Consider the following 23,521-nt stretch of genomic DNA (forward strand, 5'->3'; position numbering starts at 1 on the left):
CCGCTGAAAAGTTGAATATTCACATACTAAAACGGCGATCTATCACCGGTTAAGCACCGACAACAGATCACCGCTAAAATTCTGACTAGATCATTATCATTCAAACGGATAAATCCAGAAATGCTCTGTTCCAAACCGAGCTTGGATCTCTTTATCATTTAAAGGTTTGCTGCCCAACAGCTCAGCAGCTTGGAATTGGGAACGATGCGCCTGAATGGACGCCATCTTGTGCTTGAGGAAATCTCTCACATCATTGATAACCTTTGGCTCCCCAATCTCTACAATATTATTAGCAAAAGCTATACAGTGAACAGGAGGTCTTTCTTCCTTCGGCAATCTTGCAACGGTTCGGATCACTGCAGCTCCAGTAGCATCGTGATCAGGATGAACGCTGTACCCTGGATAGAAAGTGATGATTAGCGAAGGTTTAAGCTCTTTCAAGAGCGCATCAATCTGCCCATCGAGCAAGACTTGATCTTCGAACTCTATCGTCTTGTCGTGAAAACCAAGCATTCTTAAATCCTGTATGCCAATAGCCTCGCAGGATTCCTCCAGCTCCTTCTTACGTATTTCCGGGAGGGTTACCCGATTCGCAAAGGGCGGGATGCCCATATTTCGGCCCATTTCTCCAAGCGTTAGGCATGCGTAGGTAACTTGGGTCCCATTTTGTATATGTTTGGCAAGGGTTCCTGATATACCGAAGGCCTCATCATCCGGATGTGGCAAAATAACAAGAATATGTTTTTCCACAGAACTCTTCATCTCCTCTTCCATTAGAACGGCTCTCGGCTTAATTGTAACGATACGATCAGTTTGCCTTGAGCATCATGTCCAGCCATAATCAATCTGCCTGTCTCACTCTCTTCATAGTGAGTTAGCCCTTCCGAATAAACCCAGCCCTGCGACATTTTTAAGCCGACCCGATAAGGACCGTTGCCGGAAATCGAACCATGGGAATATCGAATAATAGCATTGGTAATAAAAGTAGCGGCTGGATGCTTCGAACTATCTAAATGGGCAGCGTAGGCTCCCGTTGTCATCTCAAGATGGATATATAGATCCTGATCTTTAAGCAGGTCGATCCTATCTTGTACTTCCGATTGATTGATTAGCTGCAATGTTGCGCCTCCGTCTCTGACTGAATATATACATACAAAAAATAAGATCCATACCTTATAGAAGGACGGATCTGTTATATGATAAGCGGGTCCGTATTTCTTTTCAAAGTATAACGTGCAATGCTATGTAATTCAATGGATAGAGCGATCCCCTCCAAGTGTAACAGTAATGGACTGGCTTTTTACTGTTCACCTGAAGGGGATAATATCACTAAGAGGTTATGCAGTTTATATTAGATCACAAACTGATCTAACATCTTTACGATGACTTCACGCTTTACAGGCTTGCTGATATACTCGTCCATCCCGGCAGCTAGACAATTTTCGCGGTCACCCTTCAAAGCATTAGCCGTGACCGCGATGATGGGCGGACATTTCTCTTGATGCTCATCTCTTAACATCTTCATAGCCTCTATGCCGTTCATAATGGGCATGTGAAGATCCAATAAAATAAGATCAAAGGGTTCTTTCCGTGCTGCTTCAACCGCATCTATGCCGTTTGTTACGGCGATAACGCTGTGACCCATTTTTTCGAGTATTTTGGTCAGTACTAGCGCATTGATAGTGTTGTCTTCAGCAAGTAAAATTCTTGCTTCACGTGCGGTATGAAGCTTGTTAATGTTAGCCTCTTGGCGAGGGATTACCACTGATTTCTTGGGCTTGATTGTGAAGGTAACCGACGTACCGCTCTTGCCGTCACTCTCCGCATAGATCTCACCACCCATCATTTCGACAATTCTGCGGCTGATGGCAAGGCCAAGCCCCGTACCTTCATGTCTCCGCATCATAAAGCTATCCACCTGCTCAAACGGTTCAAAAATATCAGTAAGTCGATCAGGATCAATTCCAATGCCAGTATCGGTTACCGTAAAGGCAAGCAGGGAGGGATCTTCCTTTACAAGCCTAACTTTTACCGATATGCTGCCCGCCGGTGTGAATTTCACAGCATTGCCTAGCAGGTTCAAGAACACCTGCTTCAAGCGTTCCTCGTCACCGTAAATAAATTCCGGAACGTCATGATTTATGATGCTGGTGAGCTCCAGATTTTTTTGTTCAGCTTTTATTGCGATAACAGAAAAGCTGTCCTTGAGGCAAGTTCGCAGATCGAATGTATCCTCTTGCAGCTCGCTACGGCCTGCCTCAATTTTTGAAAGATCAAGGATATCATTGATTATATTGAGCAGGATTCCTCCGCTTTTGCGAATGATTTCTACATATTCACGTTGTTCTTCATTAAGCTCTGTTTCAAGCAGAATATCAGTCATGCCGATCACCCCGTTCATGGGAGTGCGAATTTCATGACTCATCATAGCCAGGAACTCACTTTTAGCTCTATTCGTGGACTCTGCGGCTTCCTTAGCTAGCGACAATTGCCTTTGCTCGGAAATGTCCTTGCATATAAGGTAAAATCCGATATTATGATTGTTCACATAAATGGGTGCAATACTGGTGAGCACTTCAACTACTTCGCTTTCCTTAGTGACAAGCTTATTGATATACTGCTCAACCGTATTATCGTAAAGGGCTCTTTCCAGAATGCGCTGGACATTCTCTTCTCCAATCAGACTTGCAAGCTTCATCCCGATCAACTCGGACTCGATGGCGTAGCCCGTTATCTTTTCAGCCATACTATTGGTGTTAATGATTCGACCATCAAGGTCAAAGGAAATGACGGCGTCATGGTTGTATTTTTTAAGCGACGTATACCGTTCAACAGACTCCTGAAGGCGTTGCTCGGATTCCTTTTGCTTTGTAATGTTAACGATTTGGCAAATGAAATATGCTGGCTGATTCGACTCGTCGCTGAATAAGTGGAGAGTAAGCTGTCCCCAAATATAATCTCCATTTTTTGTGATAAACTGCTTTTCCATCTGCAATCTTGTTTTCTCACCCAAGAGTGCCTTTAAATCATGAAGGTTGCCGAAATCTTCGGGGTGAGAAAGGTCTTCTAACCGCATACCCTCAAACTCTTCAGTGGAATAACCAAAAGTCTGTTCAAAGGCTGGGTTTACGGTCAGAATCAAACCATTTGGCGCTAAAAGGGCGATCCCAAAGGAGGCGTGATTAATCACCTGTTGGTTGAACTGTTCCTGGTTTAGATTTACGCGATGCATAGCGACCTCCATGGATGATGTGATTTTTGCGTGAAAAAATAGACCTTCTAATTAGAAGGTCCTATTTATAGCTTATAGTCTAATTTACCCACTTTTTTGTTAATTGAATCCGTTAATTTAACGGGATCGAATAGAACACTCTGGACCCCTTATTGTTCGTATACCAAATGATTTTGTCCCCACTAATAATAGGACTGCACTCTGATAAGGCAAAATACTTGATCGTTTGGATGTCGCTAGTAGCTTTTCCCGCTCCATCTATAAGAACATATTTCAGGTCAACCGGATGATTCTCTTTATCAAACTCCTGCCACAGCACCATCATTTTGTCGTCTGTAATTTTTACTAGTTTAGGGATGGACGCGATCAGGTTCGTGCCTACATATTTAGCCAAGGTGATGTGATTCACCGAAGTACTGCTCAGGTTGGACTTGGGCAACACACTAAGCATGACATCCCTTTGGTCCGTTTCTAAACCCACCATCTCATAAGATGTATACTCTTTGACTAGTGAATGATCTACCGAATTCATAGCGACTATATAGTTCGCCGAGGACAGCTCAAATCCGCCTATAGAAACACCCGTCGCGTTCGCTCCGATTTTGCCGGGAATATTAAATAAGTCTACTTCGTTATAACTGGCTCCGTCTCCTTTATTCAGAACAATCGAACGAGGATAAGCATCACCATGATCGACTAGAACATGCGCTGCACCATCAAACAATACATATTGGTCAAAAGAGTGACTGACATGATTCTTCTGGAATCTTCCCAGATCATTGGTCACAGTCATGGATTTAGTATTTACGATAATAGTAAGCTGGGATTGATGATTTAATTTATCTTCTGTCGTGTATCTTGTACGTGAGGTGTGAAATACAAGCGTATCTCCAGCCTCAGCCATACTACCGGAGCCTGAATCAAACGGGCTAACGGTATAGCTCTCCCCACCCTTTATGGAGACACTGTCTACTCTATTGAAGCTTTTATCATAACGGACAATACGAATGACTTCTTTGCTATCATTCTCTTCGCGGTTCTCTTGGCCAAAAGCAATATAGTTATACTTCTCCCCACTATAGAAACCACCAAACACCGGAAGCTCAAAAGGAATGCTCTTATTGCCTGTTAGTTCGTACTTCTCATTATACGTTTCAATCGTAAACTCTTTGTTCGCCTCAATGACACTTACAGTCCCATCCTTATTATTCACAAGATAAGAAGAGGCCGTACTTTTCCATCTAGGAAAATAAGAAGATTCCCCGTTACTCTCAACTACAGCCGCCGTCTTTACCCGGTAAGCATGATCTGGGATTTTGGAGAATAACGATATGCGATCAGACTGAACGTCAAATTCGATATCAAACGGGATTTTGCCCGCCAAATCTCTCAACTGAAAATAATTGTTATCATCAATATTGTACGCCGTAATAGACTGCAACTGTCCATTGACCAGCACCTTAGAGTTGGAAAGCGTAGCTGCATAATTTTTATTGCGGCTATAATAGTTGCTCGTAGTTTTCTTTTCGGGCGTATAAGCTTGTCCAGTTATGATCTCAATCGCATTGTTCGCTTTATTCCAAGTGATATCAAACTGGCTGCTCGTTCCCGAGAAATACTCTGCCAAATCGCGTAGTCTGAAATAATTGTTATTCGATATGTTGAACCCATTCAGGTTCCGCTGTTCTCCATCAAAATATGTACTGCTCTCTGTTACCTTAGCCTTCACCGTATTGCTCGCAAAGGTTGTAGTGCCGAGCGCTGGTATAACCAGTAATAACATCAGCAATATACTAAAAATCCTCTTCATCCGTCTTTCCTCCATTAGATATATTCATTAGCTATTATATTTATCGGTAATTTGCTGTGCCACCTTAATTTAGAAAGGAACGTCAAAAAGCACAATCTGCATAGTCTCGCGATCTTCGTTCTATCGTTTGGTTGCAGGTAATCCGTCTCTCAAGAAAAAAGCCGGCCAAACTCAGGACAATACCCCTGAAATTTAGTCGGCTGATCTTAAACTTGGTTTGTTTTAGAAGCATGAAGCTTTTTTAATGTAATCTTTCATCAAACATGAGTTGAATTTGAATACCAAAGGGATCCTCAATGATACCGTAGGCTTTACTAAACACATTGCTGGATAACGGAGAAATAATTTTCACGCGCTCGTCTGTGATTAAGCTTTTATAAAAACCTTCAATCCCCTCTAAATCAGCACTTTGAATACATAATGAAGTGTTATTGCCCACTGTATATTTCTCATTCGTATTCATTGTATCTTCTGCTATCATTATTTTTGTTTTTCCGATTAACAGGACAGAGTGAGTAATATAATCCTTATTTTCATCCGTATGCTGTATGGAGCTGTCACGTTCTGCGAGTTGTTGATAGGTAACACGTAACAATTCCTCTGCATCAAAATGCTTTTTGTAAAATTCTATAGCTTCCTTGGCTCTTCCCTTCATCGATAAGAAAATAGCTACTTCTAGTGTTGTACTCATAGTGTAAATCTCCTTCGTATATTTGATATGTGATCTTAAACTTATTATCATATATAAAGGTATCAAAACATGACACCTTAATAAGGAGCTTTTTATATGAAGAAATCAGAACGATTAAATGACATGATGAGATACTTAAACGGGCGAGAGTTTTTTAATCTAAGTAACCTTATGGAGAAATACAATATTTCAAAAAGCACAGCGCTACGTGATGTTACTTCATTAGAACAATTGGGTATGCCTATTTTCGCGGAACATGGAAGACACGGACGTTATGGTATTCTAAAAAACAGATTGTTATCCCCTATTATTTTCACGATAGATGAAGTCTATGCGCTGTATTTTGCCATGCTGACGTTAGAATCTTATCAATCTACACCCTTTCATCTAAGTGTTAACAAGCTAAACGAAAAGTTCGAGCACTGTCTATCGAGTACACAAATCAACCAGATTCACAAAATGAAAAAGGTCCTGCAATTCGAAATGTATCAGCATAAGCATGTCAGCCGTTTTTTAGATAAAATCCTAGCAAGTATTCTAAATGAGAGTGCCTGTAACATTGAATATACAAAAGAAAACCAAACAAAAAGCTACCCTGTTCAATTCTTTAGGATTTCCGCTAAGTTTGGTCAATGGTATGCCACTGGAATAGAGCTTGCGACGAATACATATAGAGTTTTTAGATGTGATCGAATAACCTTCATTGAAGAAGAGGAAAGCAAGGCTCGTTATTCTATAGAAGAACTTCTTAGTCGTTCATTAGAGATCTATCAGTCTGCGAAAAGTATTGACTTTGAAGTTGAGATTGCGGAACAAGCAAAGGATATTTTTTATAAAGAACATTATCCTTCTATGGAAATAGAGGTTGGTCCGAAAACAGTCATTAAGGGATTCTACAATCCAGGTGAAGAGGATTTCTTGGCTAATTATTTTATGCGATATGGTCATGCTGTTACATCCGTGAAACCTGAAGCCTTAAAACAAATAATCAAAGATAAGTTAGAGCAACTCGTAAATCACTATCAAAAAATATAAAGCTATTCAAAAGGGGTGAAAAACACAGCTTGGAGAACTGCCTTAGCCTTTTTGAGGTTACGCATATCCAGTTGGTTAAGCATGTCTACGATTTGACTCATTTCATCGTTTTCCACTGGCTCAAGAGATGCTCCGGTAGTTAATAGTTCTTTTTCAGCGACCGATTCCGAATGAACCCATGACGCTTGCAAAGTATCCTCGAAGGCTTGGATTATAAATAACAATTCATCTGGGTTATATCTCTGTAGAAACCGGTTTATCCCTTTATTCATCTGCTTATGTAGGGCTAAATGCAAATCGAATATTTCTTTCCCTAGAGGTGTTGTAAGAAAAAGCACTTCTTTTTTATTATCGGGGAGAAACTCCGTGCGAATAATTTCCTGTTGTACTAATTTTCTAGTGATTTTGGACACGCTGCCTTTTGGAATTCCGAATTGCTTCGAAATGGTAGTGCCATTCACCGGCTCAAGCTGTCCAATCGCATCTATTACATGCAGCATCATGACTGTGGAGTCTTGGAGGAAATCAATGATAAGGGGATTACTGCAGTTCTGAATCAACCATTCCTTCTCTTCGTCATCCTCCGATTGAAATTGCTTTTGTAATTGGGGAATCATCTCTATTAATTTTTTTATCAAAATATCCTTATTAGGTAAGTTCTCGAAAGAATGCGTCACTGTTACGTCTCCTCGTAAATTCATCTTATGCTCATTTTAACAAGATACAGCTCATAAATAAAGTTTCCTAGAAATAATATTGACAACAAGGAAACTTAAAACGTATTATTGTTTCCATAGTTAATATTTAATTTCTAGGAAACAATAAATGATAAAGAAGGTGTTTATATGAATGTCTTAATTATTTTTGATCATCCCTACGGTGCATCAGCGTCCGAGAATATCCCCCATCAGCGAAGCTATTCCGCAGCTTTATTAGCCTCCGTTATGCGAGGTCTCACCACCAAAGGCCATACGATTGATCTTATCGACCTGCATGCCGATGGATTTGATCCGGTCATGTCACGCGAAGAACTCACTGCTTGGCGACAAAAGAAAACCACCGACCGGCTAGTCGCCAATTATCAGCAGCGTCTTATAGCAGCGGATCATATCGTCTTCATTTTCCCTATATGGTGGGAAGCCATGCCCGCTCTTACCAAAGGTTTTCTTGATAAGGTATTCGCAAAAGGCATTGTCTACGAAGAAACTAAACCTGGGCGGCCCTTCAAATGCTTGCTCCCAAATATTAAAGGAGTGTCCTTGCTGACCGTAATGAACACACCCGACTTCTTTTATCGCTGGATTTTTGGCAACCCCATCACCAAAATTCTATTTAGAGGCACCTTCCGCAAAATGGGAATACGGAAGAACCTCCGTTGGTATAATTATGCCGGGATGTCAGATCGCAGCTTAGAAGAGCGGGTGAAGCATCTCGATAAAACAGAACAACGGTTTGCACGACTGTACTAAACTAGACTAGATTAAATTACTCAAGCGCTGACTGATTCTGAGGCTAGCCTAATATAAAAAAACACGCCAATAACTGGCGTGTTTTAGTTAAATTTATTAAAATTCTTCATACGATGCGGGATCTTGATCAGCTATGCGACCTGTTGGCGAGGTTAATGCGGAAATAACGGTCATCTCAGCTTCCGATAATTGAAAATCAAAAATATTCAGATTATCGCGCTGATGCTCTAGAGAAGAAGCCTTTGGAATTGGAATAGCCCCAAGCTGTATATGCCAACGTAAGATAACTTGCGATATCGATTTATTATGAACCTTACCTATTTCCGCTATTTTCTCATTTTCCAGTACGCTGCTAGCTCGTCCCAATGGACTCCACGATTCAATCACTACCCCATGCTCTTTGTTCCATGCACGTTGCTCTTCCTGATTAAAATGAGGATGCAGCTCAATCTGATTCATGCTCGGCGCTACGCCAGTTTCTTGTATCAAACGCTCGATATGCTCCGGCAAAAAGTTACATACACCGATGGAGCGGATCAAACCTTGCTTCCGTGCCTCGATCATCGCCTGCCAGGCTTCAACATATAAATTCACTCTAGGGTTAGGCCAGTGGATGAGATAGAAATCATAATAATCCAATCCGGCTCTGAATAAAGACTCCTGTATGGTGGCTAATGCTTCTTTATAAGAGTGATGGCGACCTGGCAGCTTGGAAGTAATGAGCAGTTCTTCCCTAGGCACAGAAGTTTGCCGAACAGCCTGGCCTACAGCACCTTCGTTCTCATAATTAAACGCAGTGTCGATCAGACGATAGCCAACATCAATCGCCTTAGTGATGTTTTGTGCTCCCTCAGTACCATTTAACGCGTAAGTACCAAAACCAATAGCAGGCACCTTCACTCCATCGTTCAATATGATTTCAGGTATTCTCTCAGTCATCGTCGCACTTCTCCTTTGTTGTCATTTAAGCCCCTGCCGATCCATCTTATAATTATTATAACATCTTCATAGTAAACTCAATCATTGGGTTACCTGAACAACCTCTAGCTTATTGGTATGCCGCTTTCGTGGGCATCCGATTTATTTTTTATAGTAAAATGAATCTACAGCACTGGATTTTCGTAATGTTATGAATTAAAAGTAGAGATAAGAGGTGTACCCAATGAAGGAGCAATATCCAGCTAGGCTTGAATTGTTCGCAGACAACGCTCAGAGGATCAAAAAAGCTTTTCCATGGCAAAATGCAATGGTTAATCGGTTAGCGGCACTATTGTATGCTGTAGAGGACAAAGTTGCAGATGACGAAGCCATTCGTGCTAGCTACGAGCTAATTAAGGAGAGTACCGGGATTTTCTCTCAATTTAGAGGGGCTTCGGTGATCAGCATTGCTGCCCTGCTTTCACTTTCTGACGAAAAGGAAACTCTGCTTGCCAACACATTTACCGTGTATGATTTAATGAAGGAAGCCAAATTCAGAGCCTCTGATTATCTCGTCGTTGCTGCCTATCAAATCGCTGCTAATGCAACATCGGATCGATATCAGCGTACGGTAGAACGGGCAAAGCTATTTTACGATAGTATGAAGGCAAAACATCGTTTCCTTACCGGACAGGACGATTATATCTTCTCCGCTATGCTTGGTCTTTCCGATATCGATGTTGAGAGTGGCGTGGACCGCATGGAGCAGCTCTATGTAACACTTAAGCCCGAATTTATGTCAGGCAACAGTGTGCAAGCCCTGACCCAGGTATTGGTTCTTGGGGAAGAAGCCTCTCAAGCAGCGGACCGTGTATTGGCATTAAGAGATGCATTTCGTGCACAGGGTATCCGGCTAGACAAGGAATACACCCTCTCCTCACTAGGCGTGCTATCCCTGCTCCCTTGCAACAAGGAGGACATCGTTACTGATGTCTCGGAGACTTACGAATTTTTGCGTACAAAAAAGGGCTTCGGTAACTGGTCTATTGGCAAGCAGGAATTACTGCTCTTGTCTTCTGCGCTGGTAGCCTTCAGATCTGTGGAGGATGTACAAAACGGCGTATTAACTACGATGCTTTCCACCAACATTACCAATATTATAATTGCTCAGCAGGCTGCTCTTGCCGGGGCAGCGGCTGCGTCAGCTGCGGCTGCAGCTTCTTCTTCGAATTAGATTGAATCGTGAGGGAAAGATATGGACTCCATAAAAAGCTTCACAACTAGAAATGAAGAATTGTTAAACCGTTTACTGAACATTTGGGAATCATCCGTGCGGCATACTCATCTTTTTCTAACCGAGCAGGATATTGATGCTTTGCGGCCACTGGTCACGCAGGCGCTTGAGGGCATAAGCGATTTGTTTGCTTTTACAGATGATGAGGAACAGTTGATTGGCTTCATAGGGGTTCAGAATAATAAGATTGAAATGCTGTTCGTAGAACCTGCTGTAATGGGAAAAGGCGTTGGAAAAGCACTTGTAGCTTATGTCATGCAGGAACTCGACGTACACCTCGTAGATGTGAATGAGCAAAATCCCCAAGCTTTAGGTTTCTATGAGCATATGGGATTTCAGGTTTTTGAGCGTTCAGCACTCGACGAACAAGGTAATCCTTTTCCTATCCTGCACATGTCGCTTAAGTAGCTTTTTCCTATGCAGGAGACAGTTCGATGCATTTTAGTATCGTAAAAAAACAACAGAGCAGCGATTCTCAAACGAGAGAATCGCTGCTCTGTGTTTTAGTTGTCTGCTTCAATAGAGTTTAGGTTAGCGAAGCTAGGAGCGGCTAGGAGTAGATATGAGGAGCTAGAAGCAGATAAGAGGAGCTAGGCGAAGCGGCTTCGAGTATTCGGTTCACCTATAACTAATATCTGCAACTACTTCTACTTCTACTTCTACTTCTACTTCTACTTCTACTTCTACTTCTACTTCTACTTCCGCATCTACATCTACCTCTACATTTACTTCTACGCCTATATCCTCATGCACATCGCCGAATCATAGTTCCCTGTTGCTTACGGACTCAGGGGGCGCTATTTGCTCATTTGTCGCCTTTGAGGCATAGTTTCGGACTCCAGTGTCGCTATTACATAGAAAGAGCCGCATTTCTGACGTTTTTTATGCCAATAGCTGCTATGGAGTCCGATAACATCCCAAATGGCGGATAATCCGGCGTTTAAGGTCATCTAGGTCCGATAGCGTCGGGCATAGATTCAGATAGCAAACAATATCGTCAGAAATCGTCGGATGGCATCCGATAGCGAACGATAGCGTCGATTCCTAACCATCCCCTGTTCCTTACAGAGCCAGATGACTCTATTTGCTCATTTATAGCCTTTGAGGCATAGTTTCGGACTCCAGTGAAGCTATCCATAGAAAAAGCCGCAGCTATGGCGTTTTTAGATGCTATTCCACCGACTTCAAAGCCTCTATCATATGGATTCGTTTGAGCTTAATATGCATGAACGCCATGACAATACCGGAGAACAACAGTGTTAGGAGCGCCGCATAAATATAACTTGGCCACTTGATGATCGGAGCGAACATCGTCGCATCCAGCTCAGCCGTCTTCAGGACGAAGCTATGCAGCACTATGCCGAGACCCGATCCAGCCACAATACCGAGTAGGCTAAGCAGCATATTCTCGCGGTAAATATACATGGTTACTTCTTTGTCGTAGAAGCCCAGTACCTTAATGGTTGACAGCTCCCGGATCCGCTCGGACACATTGATATTGGTCAAATTGTAGAGGACGACAAAAGCCAATGCCGCCGCTGAAACAATGAGCACCAAGGTTACAACGTCCATACTCTTCATAGTCTCATCGAAGGCGGAGCCTACACTGCTGGAAAAGCTGATGGCAGCGACGCCCTCATTAGCCGTCAGCTTTTCACCAAATTTGTCTTCCCATGTTTTATCATGTGCGGTGTAGTTCAGCAGTTCTGTGTTGAATACTGGTTTTTCTCCGAACACAGAAGCATAATACGCCGGTGTCATATAAACATAGTGCATTACATAATTCTCTGTAATCGCCGCGACCTCAATCTCGAATGTTTCATTATCTTTGTCCACCACGGTCAATTTATCACCAGACTCCAGCCCATACAGCTTAGCCAGCTTCTCTGAGATAATAGCCCCATCATCCGTAAGCATCCGCCCTTCTCCACTCTTTCGATCACGCAACTCCACGAAATCGGATAGGGAGTCAACGGAAGTAGGAACGAACAGATGAACCTCTTGATCATTTACACCACCAGCATGTGCGGTCATCCGTTCTTGCGCCACACTCAGCGTGCCAGTTACTGCAGTTTCACCAGCAATTAGTTTTTCGTAGGCTTTTAGCACATCGGCAGACACATCTTCATGCAGTGCCACAAGTGCATCATATTTCATAATCGTGCCGAACTGCGACCCGGCGATGCTGCCAATTGAATCCTTGAGACCAAATCCCGTCAGGATCAGCGCTGTACAGCCAGCCACACCGAATACAGTCATGAACATCCGCTGCTTATAGCGGAATAGATTCCGTGCGGTAACCTTTTGGACAAAGCTCAATCGCTTCCATACAAAAGTGATCCGCTCCAGTAAAATACGCTGGCCACTCTTTGGTGCCTTCGGACGCATCAATACGGAAGCATTGCTGCGTAATTCTACCCGTGAAGCAATCCACGCCGTCAACGTAGTACATATTAACGCTACGATAACGGATATGATCGAATACGAAAGATAGAAATTCTTCGTGATATCCGGCAAGTTATAGATTGCACTATACGCATCGTAGATAATACCCGGAAACAGGGTAAAACCAACCGCAAGACCCGCAATTGAAGCCGCCAGACTGGCAAGCGTACCATAGACCAGGAATTTGGCCATGATGTCGCGGTTAGCATAACCAAGTGCTTTCAGGGTCCCGATCTGCAGGCGATGCTCCTCAACCATCCGTGTCATGGTCGTCAAGCTGACCAGCGCAGCAATCAGGAAAAAGAACACAGGAAACGCACTCGCAATCGCCGACAACCGATCAGCGTTATCTTTATATTCGGCATATCCCGGATTAGCGCTTCGGTCAGTAACGTAGACCTTAAGCTGCTCCAGCTCTGCAAGCTTTTGCTCCCCTGCCGCCAATTCCTCCTTGGCAGAAGCAAGTCCGGCAGCAATTGCCTTCATGCTTGCAGCCTGTTCCTGCTGCACTTCCTCCGGCTGGCGCTGCAAATCCGCAAGCTGCTGCTCGGCGGCGGCCACCTTGGCGCGGCCTCCGGACAGCTCTTTCTCGCCTTCCGCCCGCAGCTCAGCAAGCCGTGCTTCCGGCACGCCGGACATCGCCTGCTCTACAGCATGGGTATGCTGTTCGATCAGATCTTCATACTCCGGCGAATAAGCCTTCACCCCGGCTGTATCCTTAAAGGACAGATAGGCTTCCGTATACACCGGAAGCTTGAAATCCGACTCCGGGATCGCGGCGAACGCATCCGCCGTACCTTTGCCGATCCCACTGGTGCCCCGGGTACTTTGCTCAATAAACTGTGGACTTCTAACAAAGCCAACTACGGTATACTCCAGTGTCTCGAAGCTATTCGACAGCTCCGCATCCGTACCGTTTCCACTGAAAGATACCTTGTCACCCAACGCATATTCTTCCGCTAGCTTATCGTCCAGCACGATTTCACCGGAATGCGCCGGTAGATGGCCTTCAATAATACGGTATTGATTAAGTGGTTTATCCGTGTTGTAAGAATTGACTTTAAGTATTAAGGCATTATCACCTATGAATACATCTGTGCTATAGCTCGGCTGAATCTCATCGATCCCCTGTACATTTCTGAGTAACCCGATGTTGTCTTCGGTCAGGCCGTAGTTAGTCTGCACCTTCAGATCCATCAAGCGCTGCTCTTTGTAAAAGGTTCCAGCTGTATTCAGCATATCTGGCCCAGTGGCCTTGATTCCGGCAAAAAAGCTGACGCCTAACATAATAATTGCAAAAATCGAAATAAACCGGGCTTTGGTATGCCCAATTTCACGAAAAATATCTTTCCACAATGCTCGCTTTTTCATAGATGCCTTCTCCTTACCATTCAATATCGTCAACGGATACCGGCGAAGGATTGATCACCATCTTCCGTACCTTAGCGTTGTTAATCTCTATAACCCTGTCAGCCATCGGAGCGATCGCCAGATTATGTGTAATTACGATGACCGTTGTCCCGGTGTTACGACAAGTATCCTGCAGCAGCTTCAGCACCTGCTTGCCGGTGTTATAATCAAGCGCTCCTGTCGGCTCGTCGCAGAGCAGCAGCTTCGGCTGTTTAGCCAACGCTCTGGCGATAGCGACACGTTGTTGCTCACCACCGGACAACTGAGCCGGGAAATTATCTAACCGCGCGCCCAGACCCACATCCTCCAGCACCTTACGCGCATCTAATGCACGCGGAGAAATCTGCGAAGCAAGCTCAACATTTTCCAGTGTGGTCAGATTAGGCACTAGATTATAGAACTGAAATACAAAACCTACGTCATTTCGGCGGTAGCCTGTCAGCTCCTTGGCACTAAACTTGGCGATATCAATGCCATCCACAATGACCTGACCTTCATCGGCGGAATCCATTCCACCCAGAATATTAAGCACTGTAGATTTACCCGCACCACTTGGGCCGACGATCACGGCAAATTCACCTTTTTTTATCTCAAAATCAATCCCGTCATTCGCGACAATTACATTCTCGCCCATCTTGTAACGCTTGTACTCCCCTTTTACAGCAACAAAACTCATTCCTCTTCCTCCTGTCCCTATCCGAACTAAGTCTAATTACTCTACATTGTCTCAGTTTATCATAATTAGAACGCTCAAGCCCGAATGGCAAACCCTCATTACACAAGGTGAAATTCACATCATTAATAAGTTCATTTTTTTGTAACAATAATGTAACAAGGAAATTTTACCGTAAACGATACTTAGTCATTTGATAATGTTATAATCACTTTGTTTTATTTACTCTTTTCAGGCAAGAGTGAAAGAACAAGAACAATCAGAAACAGGTGATCAGATGTTCGAACTGAAATGGCTATGGCAGAACCTAGAGGGAAACCGGACGCGATACATTCTGGCACTCTGCCTTTCGGTGGTGGGCTCAAGTCTTACAATCGTGAATCCGTACATCAGTCAGCGCATTGTCGATACGTTTATAGCCGGTGACAACGCCCTGCAGAATCTTACACAAGAACGGCAATTATTGATTATGCTCTGTCTGGGCATGATCGGATTTTCTCTACTGCGCACAGGTCTCGCATATTTCACGACCATGCAGTACGAGATATCCTCGCAAAATATGATGTACAATGTCCGCATTTATTTGTACAACAAAATTCAGGGACAGGACAGAAAATACTACGATCATAATCGTACCGGCGATCTCATGACCAAGATGACAGGCGACCTGGACATGGTCCGTCACTCTATGGCCTGGATTTTTAAGACGATCATTGAATCGCTAACGATTTTTCTTGCCGCCGTTATCTATTTTTTCACCATAGATGCGGAACTGACGCTGTGGATGCTTATCCTGTCACCGCCCATTTTTATCGTGGCTTACATATTCGCTAAACGCGTCCGTCCTATGTATATTGACCTGCGTGAACGGCTGTCCCAGCTTAACACGACTACACAGGAGAATATCTCAGGCAACCGTGTGGTCAAGGCTTTTGCCCGTGAAGAATTCGAGGTCGAAAAATTCACAGAGAAGAATGTCAACTATTCTACGGCGAACAAAAAGGCCGCCCTTGTATGGCTTGATTATTTTCCTTATCTGGAATCCTTCGCTCAGGGCTTCAACGTAATACTTATGTTGGTTGGTGGTCTGTTCCTTATGAACGGCCGGATCACCTTCGGTGAGTTTATGGCCTTCTCTTCGCTTATTTGGGCTATATCGAACCCTATGCGCAACATCGGTATCATTATCAACGATATTCAGCGCTTTTTTGCGAGCTTGTCCAAAATTGTAGATATCTATTATGCCCGGCCAAATATTGTTAACGAGCATACTGTCACTGACAAACGCCGTTATGAAGGCCGTATTGAATTCGATCATGTCCGCTTCAAATATGATAGCGCTATCGTACTGGACGATATTAGCTTTACTGTTGAACCCGGTGAAACTGTAGCAATCATGGGCGCGACAGGATCAGGCAAAACAACAATCATCAACCTCATCCCTCGCTTCTACGATGTAGCTGAAGGGCGCGTACTCGTAGACGGTGTTGATGTTCGGCAGCTGGAGCTTGATGAACTTCGTGGAAATATCGGCATGGCGACCCAAGATGTACTTTTGTTCTCTGATACCATTGATGGAAACATCGCCTATGGCGATCCTGATCTTCCGGAAGAAGATGCAATGGGTTATGCAGAGCTCGCAGCCGCACACGACTTCATTACCAAAATGCCTGAAGGTTATGATACCGTTGTCGGGGAACGCGGAGTCGGACTATCGGGGGGGCAAAAGCAGCGTATTGCCTTAGCGCGTGCTTTGGCGGTACACCGTCCTATCCTGATTCTCGATGATACGACCTCTGCGGTCGACCTTGAGACGGAGGAGCATATCCAAAAAAGTCTGCGTGAACTGGACTATCCTTGTACGAAAATTATTATTGCGCAGCGTGTATCTACTACCTCGCAAGCGGACCGTATTCTCATTCTGGATGGCGGGAAGCTAGTTGAGGAAGGGACTCACACTGAACTGCTGGCGAAACGTGGTTACTATTACGAAGTGTTTAAACTGCAGAACGAGGGTATTGGAAGGCAGGTGACCGCAAGTGGCAAGGAATAAATTTGACGTCGATGAAAATCTTGAATCGCCGTTTAATATAAAACACTTCCGGCGTGCGATGGTATATATCAAACGAAAGAAAACGCCAATGATTGTTGCGTTCGTGCTCAGTGCACTTTCAGCAGCCATTTCACTGTCGGCTCCGCTGATCATGCAACATGTCATCGACGTGACCATTCCGGCAAAAGAGAAGCTTGCACTGCTGGGTTGGGCTGCACTGATGCTTGTGACCATCGTGGTCAGTGTTTATCTGGCTACGATACGCTCGCGCATCATGACGAGTGTTGGGCAGGATATTATTTTTGACATCCGAACGGATTTGTTTAAGCATCTGCAAGAATTGCCTTTCAAATATTATGACGACCGCCCACAGGGCAAGATCCTTATCCGGGTCGTAAACTACGTCAACGCCGTTTCAGATGTGCTGTCCAACGGGATTATCAACTTTATTCTAGAAATCGTGAATTTACTCTTTATCGCAGCCTTCATGTTCGCTGTCGATGTACGACTCTCATTTGTCATCCTTGCCGGACTGCCAGTCTTCCTTGGCATCATGCTGCTGATCAAAACCCGGCAACGCCGGGCATGGCAAGCAGTGTCCAACAAAAGCTCTAACCTGAACGCCTATCTGCAAGAGAGCATCAGCGGTATTGGTGTGACACAAATGTTCTCCCGGGAACAACGTAACGAAGGAATCTTCACACGTCTCGCAGGTAATTTCCGTAAAGAATGGATGAAGGCTCAACGTTACAACTTACTTATTCCGTTCTCTGTAGACAACTTGTCTACGATTGTTACATCATTGATTTTCCTTGTAGGCCTACTAACTCTGAGTCCTCAAGATATGACCCTCGGTGTCATTCTGGCGATGAGCAGCTACGCTGCCCGCTTCTGGCAGCCGATTCTGAGTCTTTCGAACCTGTACAATAACTTCATCAACGCCGTTGCCTATCTTGAGCGTATCTTCGAAACGCTGGATGAACCGGTTACCGTCAGTGATATTCCGGATGCAAAAATACTGCCATCTGTACAGGGCCATGTCACCTTCGACGATGTAACTTTCGCCTATGACCCGGGGCTTAATATTCTGGAAAATATCTCCTTCAAGGTCAAAGCGGGAGAAAGCATCGCGCTGGTAGGACCCACAGGTGCGGGCAAAACAACCGTCGTCAATCTGATCTCACGGTTTTATAACATTTCCAGTGGTCAGATTCTGATCGACGGCCAGGATATCTCGCAGGTGACGTTAAAATCTCTTCGCAGCCAGATGGGGATTATGTTACAGGATAGCTTCATCTTCTCCGGTACCATTCTGGACAATATTCGGTACGGCCGACTGGATGCGACCGAAGAAGAAGTAATCGCCGCTGCAAAGGCCGTTTGCGCCGACGAATTCATCCGTGAATTCGATCAAGGCTACATGACAGAGGTCAATGAACGTGGCTCCAAGCTGTCTCAAGGACAGCGGCAGCTCATTTCGTTCGCAAGAACACTTTTAGCAGATCCGCGCATTCTCATCTTGGATGAAGCCACTTCTTCCATTGATGCGAAGACTGAGCGCTTATTGCAAAAAGGGCTGAATGAACTGCTTAAGGGACGCACCTCGTTCATTATCGCGCATCGCCTCTCCACCGTAAAAAACTGCGATCGTATTATGTACGTATCTAACAAAGGCATCGCGGAAAGCGGCTCACATGATGAGCTTATCGCACAGCGGGGCCTTTATTACCGCCTCTACACAGCACAGAAGATGGAAGCTTAATTGAAGAAATACCAAAAGAGCTCAGGCCGATTTGCAGCCTGAGCTCTTTTGGTGTTTTATATTTTCAAAAAAATATCAAAAACTAATCTATCGCCGTCCAAATATTTAGCGCAAGTGAGCGAACCGCAAGGTTCGTGTGATTTCTGTACAACCGCAGACGCTCTGCAGGCTCTGGACTCCACAATAGAGCACTTCCGGCAACTTCAAGCAACGAAAGTCCAATATACTGAGATTCATAACGGCTCTCAGACCCTAGAACATCTACAATTTCCAATAAAGTTTCCGGACTCCAGTATCCCGTGCTCTCTTCTAAATTATACGCGACCTGCTTATAAACATCGCTTAATAGCTGGGGCTGATTTGAAATAGTGGTAACGATCCGATTCAGATAATTGGCGGATTCCTCCACGTTATTCCAGTCTATTGCTGCTATATACAATTTCATCACAGCTTGCTGTAAGGTCTCATCAGATGCCAGACAGTCAATCAGATCCGTATACAAAGGGATAAGGTGCATCCGGGTGATTTTTGGCAAAGCTATCAGCTGGTTGACTAATTTCAGTAGACGTTGCCGATGAGGCAAATCTCTTTTGGCAGTAGCGTTCCATTCATCACTTATCGCTGCACTAACCAGTCTCTGACATACACCAACTACTACCTCATTGATCTTACCATCGCGACAGGTTTCTACCAGCGTATTCATAGCAGTTTCCCATCTAGTGCTGTCTTCCAAATCCGTAATAGACTGAGCGGTGGCAGCTGCAACAATCCCTTCATTTCCATTTGTCCACCGCATCATAGAAATGAAAGCATATCTGCCAATATACGCATCCTGGTGCCTTGCAATTTCAAGGATTAATCCTAGATAACGTGGTCTAAAGTCTAGCGGAAGAGCATTAGGCTGTTGAGATAATAAACTTCCTGCGATGTCACTTTCTGATGAAGAAGCCATTGTACTTAACATGTCCCAAGCGCGTTCATCATCTAAAAGCTGTTTCGCAGCATGCCCTATGGCTATGATTACATCCTTGTGTGCATTGGGTTTCTCGAACTCGTTCATCAATAGCGGAAGACTGTCATCGCTTCTATAAGCGCCCAGTAAGCGGATGGCTTCTTTTCTGACAGTGATCTTCAGCTTATCCCGATTCAGCAGCTCTTTCAGCATGGTAACCAGTAACACCGGATTCACCCTGCGGATGCATCTGGGTATCGAGTACATGGCTACACGGGCCCGGTCCCCATCCAGATTCTCCAGCAGAACGGGAAGTGCCTTCTCCGGTTCTTCCATAAGTGAAAAGGCATGAAGTGCAGCTTCTACTACAGTTACTTCCTTATCCTGCATAAGCCCCAGTAACCTATCCGAACCGAGATCAGGCATGCTTGCCATGATCTTAATAACGCTTGCACGCTCCCAAAGATTACGTTTGGCATCGTATGCAACTTTTTCTAATAAGGCACTTAAAGCTTGTTGCTGACGTGGCAGCCATCTGTGGAATCCATCCGCGGCCGGCACAAGATAGATAGTTTTGCCTGATAGGAACTTGCCCTTAATGACAGCCCCTGAAATAAAAGGATCGAGCCATTCCTGACGCTTCAGATGCAGATGCTGGAACACTTCATGGATCGTAATATACGATTTATCTAAAGCTAATAATTCCTTAACTCTGGCATCACGCGTTGTATGAGGCGCAAGCCAGTATCTGGCCGCTTGTATGGCTGTAGAATCTGCCTTTGCCCTCGTTGCTTCCTTTAACAGATTTTGAAGTTTTATGATGCCGTAACCTCTTTTACCGAATGAGCTAGCTAGACTTAACACCAGATTGTAGTCTTCTCTTTTGTTGGCCTGTACAGCTAATGTATAAATTTCGTCGAAGATAATCTCTTCTACTCCCCGGGGTAAATTCTTCTCCAATGATGGAAGGGAAAGCTGCCCATTCTGCTTGGCCAATTTCTGAATCGTCTTTAAAGAAAACTTAAACAGCTCACCGTGAGGAAGTAATGCGTTATGCCGGAGAATAGCAAATGCCAGTTGTTGAACGGGAAATTTTGTACCATATGAAGTATCTCTGGCCTCTATAACACTATCAACAAGCAAAGTAAGCTCTTGTACATGGGCATCCGTGAACACAGACGCAGGACTTTCCGATAGCTCTTTAAATACAGCGCCCCGGACAGGATCCTGATCATTTTTAATCCGGCCCAGGTACACCAAAGTTTCATTCATGCCCTGTCTCGACAGAACGGTACTTCTGATCAGCTGCATAAGCGCCGTGGCACGTTCGTCTGCACTGGATACCTGTGTTGCTTGCTCAAGTCCCGCTCTTGAATGAAGAATAGAACGGCAAGCTGTAAATCTGACTGTTCTATCCCGGTCATCATTGATTTCACGAAGGCCAAGCATCCGGGTGGCTTCCTTGTCACGCAAGGCATGTGGTAATACATACAGTAATCTTTCCGGAAAAATGCGTTCATTGCGTTTATCTTCTTCATACACAGCATCGAAAATGACCTTGCGCTTAGAGGGTGCAATATTATGAAGCAGCTTTGCTATGTGCATAGGGTGATCTGCGAGTAGTTTCGCTATCTCAATCCATTGATCAATGGATAAATATTTTTTCCTTTTAAGAACAGCTTCAGGAACACCATAAGAAATCAGATCGCTCCGCGACTCCGTTCGTGTTAACAGCTGATATACCTTATTAGGATTTTGGCGTACAAGCGTGCCAAGCTGTTCTTTTAAAGCAGGATGTATGATGTCCATGGGTCCATGATTCAGCGCACACTCCAGCACCAAATCTGCCTTCAGATTGCATAGGATCTCCAGAGCTGATGAGAATCTCCACCAGACATAGCCTTTTTCCCTGAGTGGTGTGCTTTCCAGTGTTGTTGCAAAGTATTCCGCCACTACGTCAAAATGCCGGCTGGATAATTTCTTCCAGTCTTTTATGGCATACCCGATATCAGCTAGCCATTTACTTACCGTTGCCGAATAACAGGCCTGCAATATAATCGCGGCTTCCTCTGCTCCCCACCGGGCATACACTACAGGCAATAAGCGTTCCGCTAATTCCTGACGGTTAATCTGTGAAATACTGTGCAGCAGCTTGCGGCGGCAATCATGGGATAAATGGGGGAGCTCACGTTCAATATCAGCATCCGAAGCCACCCTTGCCAAAAGACCCGCAGCCGTATTTCTGATACTTGCCTTGGGATGCCGCAGTGCTGATAGAATAATAGCAGCATCTTGTGTTGCAATGGCGCCGATTAAGGCAAGTCGCGCTTCATAAACGCCATCCTCCAGCAAAGAGGCTAGTAATTGGGAGTACTGGACAGATCCGAGATGATCACGGCCTAAGATTGCTACTTTTTTGATTCTGTCGGAATAGCCTAGCGAATCCAATTCTTTAAGTAAGCTCTGTTTATCCAATGGATCTCTTTTGAAAATCATAAGTCCTCCTCGTTAACCTGTTCTTATTCCACCCGAACTTTATTCTCTATACCCTAATCTATCCCCTTTAAAAAAACTAGAATTCAGCATCTGGTTTCATTGACCAAAAAATAAAGGTAACCCTGAAGCCGGTTATTCAACCTCCTTCAGAATTACCTTCATGTACTGCTTGCTCTAATCATTCTTTTTCTGAATAAACACATACGTACTCTCATCCGACAGCTCATCAGCAAAGCTGAAATCAAATCCGTCGAAGCCTTTGATATCCTCCACACAGCTGATTTGCCGCTCAGCCATGAAGCGTACCATTTCACCTCTGGCCATCTTGACCAGGGTCGCTCTCTCCACTACCTTACCGCCGATCTCCTGCCCGAATATACAACTAACCATTCGAACGTTTCCGCCAATATAAGGGGTGATGCACTTGCTGTATTCCTTAGAGGCCAGATTCAGAATGATGTCAGTCTCCGACAATAGCTGATCTGCCAGCTTCCTGTTCCAGAACTCGTAGATAGACTTGAAACCAGGTCCGCTAAGCTTAGCCTGCATCTCCAGCCTGTACGGAACAACGCCGTCAAATGGCCGGACGATTCCATAGAATCCGGACAATATCCGTAAATGCTGCTGAAGATATTCCAGCTCCTCCATTTGAAGTACCCCGGGTGCCATGTACTGGTACTGGATACCCTCATAAGAAAAAATAGCCGGTGTAAGATTCCGTGTTACATCCATATCCCGAATCCGTTCCACATTCAGCGTGGCGATGGCATCATTGCATTTCCATAACGATTTGGCTTCTTCATAATTCAACTTTTGTAATAAGGCCAGAAGAGTCTGCGACTCGCTTATGAATTGCGGCATCTGGCGGCAATCCAAGAAATCCGTATCCATCTTCATCTTCTTGGCAGGCGATATAATGATTCTCATGGTGCTCCCTTTTCTTACCCCCGCGGGGAATTTAAATGTAACCTTATCCTATCACACTTAATCTTCGTAGGCTTGGGGCAAGTTCATGAAATTTGTTCACTGCCGCCCACCTTGTGCGCCACCGCCATCTGTACCTGGGTTGCCGTTTCTCCTTGTCCCACCATTCATGCCGGGAGATCCGCCCCCATCTTTCCCCCGCCCGCCGGTGAAGCCCTGTCCCCCGTTCGCTCTTAACCCGGAGTCAGTACTCGTTATCTTCTGTGCGGTAATAGCATCGCAGGAGACGAGCACCATGGAACAACTTAGCACTGCTATGAGCAAAGCGAAATATCGCTTGATCCGCATCTTTGAATC

At 44.5% G+C, this 23,521-nt stretch carries 19 protein-coding genes; 6 read left to right on the forward strand and 13 right to left on the reverse strand.

All coding sequences use genetic code 11. The annotated features are described in order from the left end of the window. Positions 1-96: 96 nt before the first annotated feature. The 5 genes from bshB2 to MHH49_RS06105 form a co-directional block, all read right to left on the reverse strand. A complete protein-coding gene (gene bshB2, locus MHH49_RS06085) occupies positions 97-750 on the reverse strand; it encodes a bacillithiol biosynthesis deacetylase BshB2 (protein ID WP_038574105.1) in 654 nt (217 codons plus the stop codon). Positions 751-773: 23 nt separating this feature from the next. Further along, a complete protein-coding gene (locus MHH49_RS06090) occupies positions 774-1,118 on the reverse strand; it encodes a YojF family protein (RefSeq protein ID WP_036684865.1) in 345 nt (114 codons plus the stop codon). Between the two features lie 233 nt (positions 1,119-1,351). Then, positions 1,352-3,232 (reverse strand): PAS domain S-box protein, encoded by a 1,881-nt coding sequence (locus tag MHH49_RS06095; RefSeq protein WP_076098697.1) that lies wholly within the window; start codon positions 3,230-3,232, stop codon positions 1,352-1,354. Positions 3,233-3,344: 112 nt separating this feature from the next. Beyond that, complete coding sequence (locus MHH49_RS06100; protein WP_076098698.1) at positions 3,345-5,042, reverse strand: hypothetical protein; 1,698 nt, start codon at positions 5,040-5,042, stop codon at positions 3,345-3,347. A gap of 241 nt (positions 5,043-5,283) precedes the next feature. Continuing rightward, a complete protein-coding gene (locus tag MHH49_RS06105; protein WP_076098699.1) occupies positions 5,284-5,733 on the reverse strand; it encodes a VOC family protein in 450 nt (149 codons plus the stop codon). Between the two features lie 96 nt (positions 5,734-5,829). Between MHH49_RS06105 and MHH49_RS06110 the strand changes: the two genes are divergently transcribed. After that, complete coding sequence (locus MHH49_RS06110; protein ID WP_340900264.1) at positions 5,830-6,768, forward strand: helix-turn-helix transcriptional regulator; 939 nt, start codon at positions 5,830-5,832, stop codon at positions 6,766-6,768. A gap of 2 nt (positions 6,769-6,770) precedes the next feature. Here the strand turns inward: MHH49_RS06110 and MHH49_RS06115 are convergent, their stop codons facing one another. Beyond that, entirely contained in the window at positions 6,771-7,445 is a 675-nt protein-coding gene (locus MHH49_RS06115) for a winged helix DNA-binding protein (protein WP_341138010.1), read from the reverse strand. A 168-nt stretch (positions 7,446-7,613) separates the two neighbouring features. Here MHH49_RS06115 and MHH49_RS06120 point away from each other — a divergent pair, with 168 nt between their 5' ends. Then, positions 7,614-8,237 (forward strand): NAD(P)H-dependent oxidoreductase, encoded by a 624-nt coding sequence (locus tag MHH49_RS06120; RefSeq protein ID WP_340939298.1) that lies wholly within the window; start codon positions 7,614-7,616, stop codon positions 8,235-8,237. A 96-nt stretch (positions 8,238-8,333) separates the two neighbouring features. Here the strand turns inward: MHH49_RS06120 and MHH49_RS06125 are convergent, their stop codons facing one another. Next, positions 8,334-9,176, reverse strand: coding sequence for an aldo/keto reductase (locus MHH49_RS06125; protein WP_036684855.1), 843 nt, complete (start codon positions 9,174-9,176; stop codon positions 8,334-8,336). A 223-nt stretch (positions 9,177-9,399) separates the two neighbouring features. On the opposite strand from MHH49_RS06125, the gene MHH49_RS06130 reads away from it, so the two are divergent. Together MHH49_RS06130 and MHH49_RS06135 are read left to right on the forward strand one after the other, a co-directional pair. Continuing rightward, entirely contained in the window at positions 9,400-10,389 is a 990-nt protein-coding gene (locus MHH49_RS06130; RefSeq protein ID WP_341138011.1) for a DUF4003 family protein, read from the forward strand. A gap of 21 nt (positions 10,390-10,410) precedes the next feature. After that, positions 10,411-10,857: a GNAT family N-acetyltransferase gene (locus tag MHH49_RS06135; RefSeq protein ID WP_076098704.1), complete on the forward strand. Its 447-nt coding sequence runs from the start codon at positions 10,411-10,413 to the stop codon at positions 10,855-10,857. Positions 10,858-11,067: 210 nt separating this feature from the next. Here MHH49_RS06135 and MHH49_RS06140 read toward each other — a convergent pair whose 3' ends face one another. From MHH49_RS06140 to MHH49_RS06150, 3 genes are all read right to left on the reverse strand, one after another. Further along, positions 11,068-11,202, reverse strand: coding sequence for a hypothetical protein (locus MHH49_RS06140; protein ID WP_256717801.1), 135 nt, complete (start codon positions 11,200-11,202; stop codon positions 11,068-11,070). A 417-nt stretch (positions 11,203-11,619) separates the two neighbouring features. Further along, positions 11,620-14,265: an ABC transporter permease gene (locus MHH49_RS06145; RefSeq protein WP_076317221.1), complete on the reverse strand. Its 2,646-nt coding sequence runs from the start codon at positions 14,263-14,265 to the stop codon at positions 11,620-11,622. Between the two features lie 13 nt (positions 14,266-14,278). Then, positions 14,279-14,980: an ABC transporter ATP-binding protein gene (locus tag MHH49_RS06150; protein WP_036684849.1), complete on the reverse strand. Its 702-nt coding sequence runs from the start codon at positions 14,978-14,980 to the stop codon at positions 14,279-14,281. Between the two features lie 274 nt (positions 14,981-15,254). Here MHH49_RS06150 and MHH49_RS06155 point away from each other — a divergent pair, with 274 nt between their 5' ends. Both MHH49_RS06155 and MHH49_RS06160 read left to right on the forward strand, forming a co-directional pair. Next, on the forward strand, positions 15,255-17,030 hold the full coding sequence (locus tag MHH49_RS06155; protein WP_076098706.1) for an ABC transporter ATP-binding protein: 1,776 nt from the start codon (positions 15,255-15,257) through the stop codon (positions 17,028-17,030). Further along, complete coding sequence (locus MHH49_RS06160) at positions 17,017-18,792, forward strand: ABC transporter ATP-binding protein (protein ID WP_076142576.1); 1,776 nt, start codon at positions 17,017-17,019, stop codon at positions 18,790-18,792. The genes MHH49_RS06155 and MHH49_RS06160 overlap by 14 nt, the downstream gene beginning before the upstream one ends. An 82-nt stretch (positions 18,793-18,874) precedes the next feature. Here MHH49_RS06160 and MHH49_RS06165 read toward each other — a convergent pair whose 3' ends face one another. The 3 genes from MHH49_RS06165 to MHH49_RS06175 form a co-directional block, all read right to left on the reverse strand. After that, positions 18,875-22,240, reverse strand: coding sequence for a HEAT repeat domain-containing protein (locus MHH49_RS06165; RefSeq protein ID WP_341138012.1), 3,366 nt, complete (start codon positions 22,238-22,240; stop codon positions 18,875-18,877). Positions 22,241-22,414: 174 nt separating this feature from the next. Then, complete coding sequence (gene yaaA, locus MHH49_RS06170) at positions 22,415-23,167, reverse strand: peroxide stress protein YaaA (RefSeq protein WP_341138013.1); 753 nt, start codon at positions 23,165-23,167, stop codon at positions 22,415-22,417. A gap of 96 nt (positions 23,168-23,263) precedes the next feature. Next, the gene (locus MHH49_RS06175; protein WP_341138014.1) at positions 23,264-23,512 is read right to left on the reverse strand and encodes a hypothetical protein; all 249 of its coding nucleotides are present in this window, start codon (positions 23,510-23,512) and stop codon (positions 23,264-23,266) included. Positions 23,513-23,521: the final 9 nt, after the last annotated feature.

Source organism: Paenibacillus sp. FSL F4-0122 (genome assembly GCF_038002845.1).
GTDB lineage: Bacteria > Bacillota > Bacilli > Paenibacillales > Paenibacillaceae > Paenibacillus_AQ > Paenibacillus_AQ odorifer.

What these genes read in the sequence shown, in the direction of transcription:
- MHH49_RS06095 (WP_076098697.1), bottom strand. Translation starts at nt 3,232, where the DNA reads ATGCATCGCGTAAATCTAAACCAGGAACAGTTCAACCAACAGGTGATT.
- MHH49_RS06100 (WP_076098698.1), bottom strand. Translation starts at nt 5,042, where the DNA reads ATGAAGAGGATTTTTAGTATATTGCTGATGTTATTACTGGTTATACCA.
- MHH49_RS06105 (WP_076098699.1), bottom strand. Translation starts at nt 5,733, where the DNA reads ATGAGTACAACACTAGAAGTAGCTATTTTCTTATCGATGAAGGGAAGA.
- MHH49_RS06110 (WP_340900264.1), top strand. Translation starts at nt 5,830, where the DNA reads ATGAAGAAATCAGAACGATTAAATGACATGATGAGATACTTAAACGGG.
- MHH49_RS06120 (WP_340939298.1), top strand. Translation starts at nt 7,614, where the DNA reads ATGAATGTCTTAATTATTTTTGATCATCCCTACGGTGCATCAGCGTCC.
- MHH49_RS06125 (WP_036684855.1), bottom strand. Translation starts at nt 9,176, where the DNA reads ATGACTGAGAGAATACCTGAAATCATATTGAACGATGGAGTGAAGGTG.
- MHH49_RS06130 (WP_341138011.1), top strand. Translation starts at nt 9,400, where the DNA reads ATGAAGGAGCAATATCCAGCTAGGCTTGAATTGTTCGCAGACAACGCT.
- MHH49_RS06135 (WP_076098704.1), top strand. Translation starts at nt 10,411, where the DNA reads ATGGACTCCATAAAAAGCTTCACAACTAGAAATGAAGAATTGTTAAAC.
- MHH49_RS06145 (WP_076317221.1), bottom strand. Translation starts at nt 14,265, where the DNA reads ATGAAAAAGCGAGCATTGTGGAAAGATATTTTTCGTGAAATTGGGCAT.
- MHH49_RS06150 (WP_036684849.1), bottom strand. Translation starts at nt 14,980, where the DNA reads ATGAGTTTTGTTGCTGTAAAAGGGGAGTACAAGCGTTACAAGATGGGC.
- MHH49_RS06155 (WP_076098706.1), top strand. Translation starts at nt 15,255, where the DNA reads ATGTTCGAACTGAAATGGCTATGGCAGAACCTAGAGGGAAACCGGACG.
- MHH49_RS06165 (WP_341138012.1), bottom strand. Translation starts at nt 22,240, where the DNA reads ATGATTTTCAAAAGAGATCCATTGGATAAACAGAGCTTACTTAAAGAA.
- yaaA (WP_341138013.1), bottom strand. Translation starts at nt 23,167, where the DNA reads ATGAGAATCATTATATCGCCTGCCAAGAAGATGAAGATGGATACGGAT.
- MHH49_RS06175 (WP_341138014.1), bottom strand. Translation starts at nt 23,512, where the DNA reads ATGCGGATCAAGCGATATTTCGCTTTGCTCATAGCAGTGCTAAGTTGT.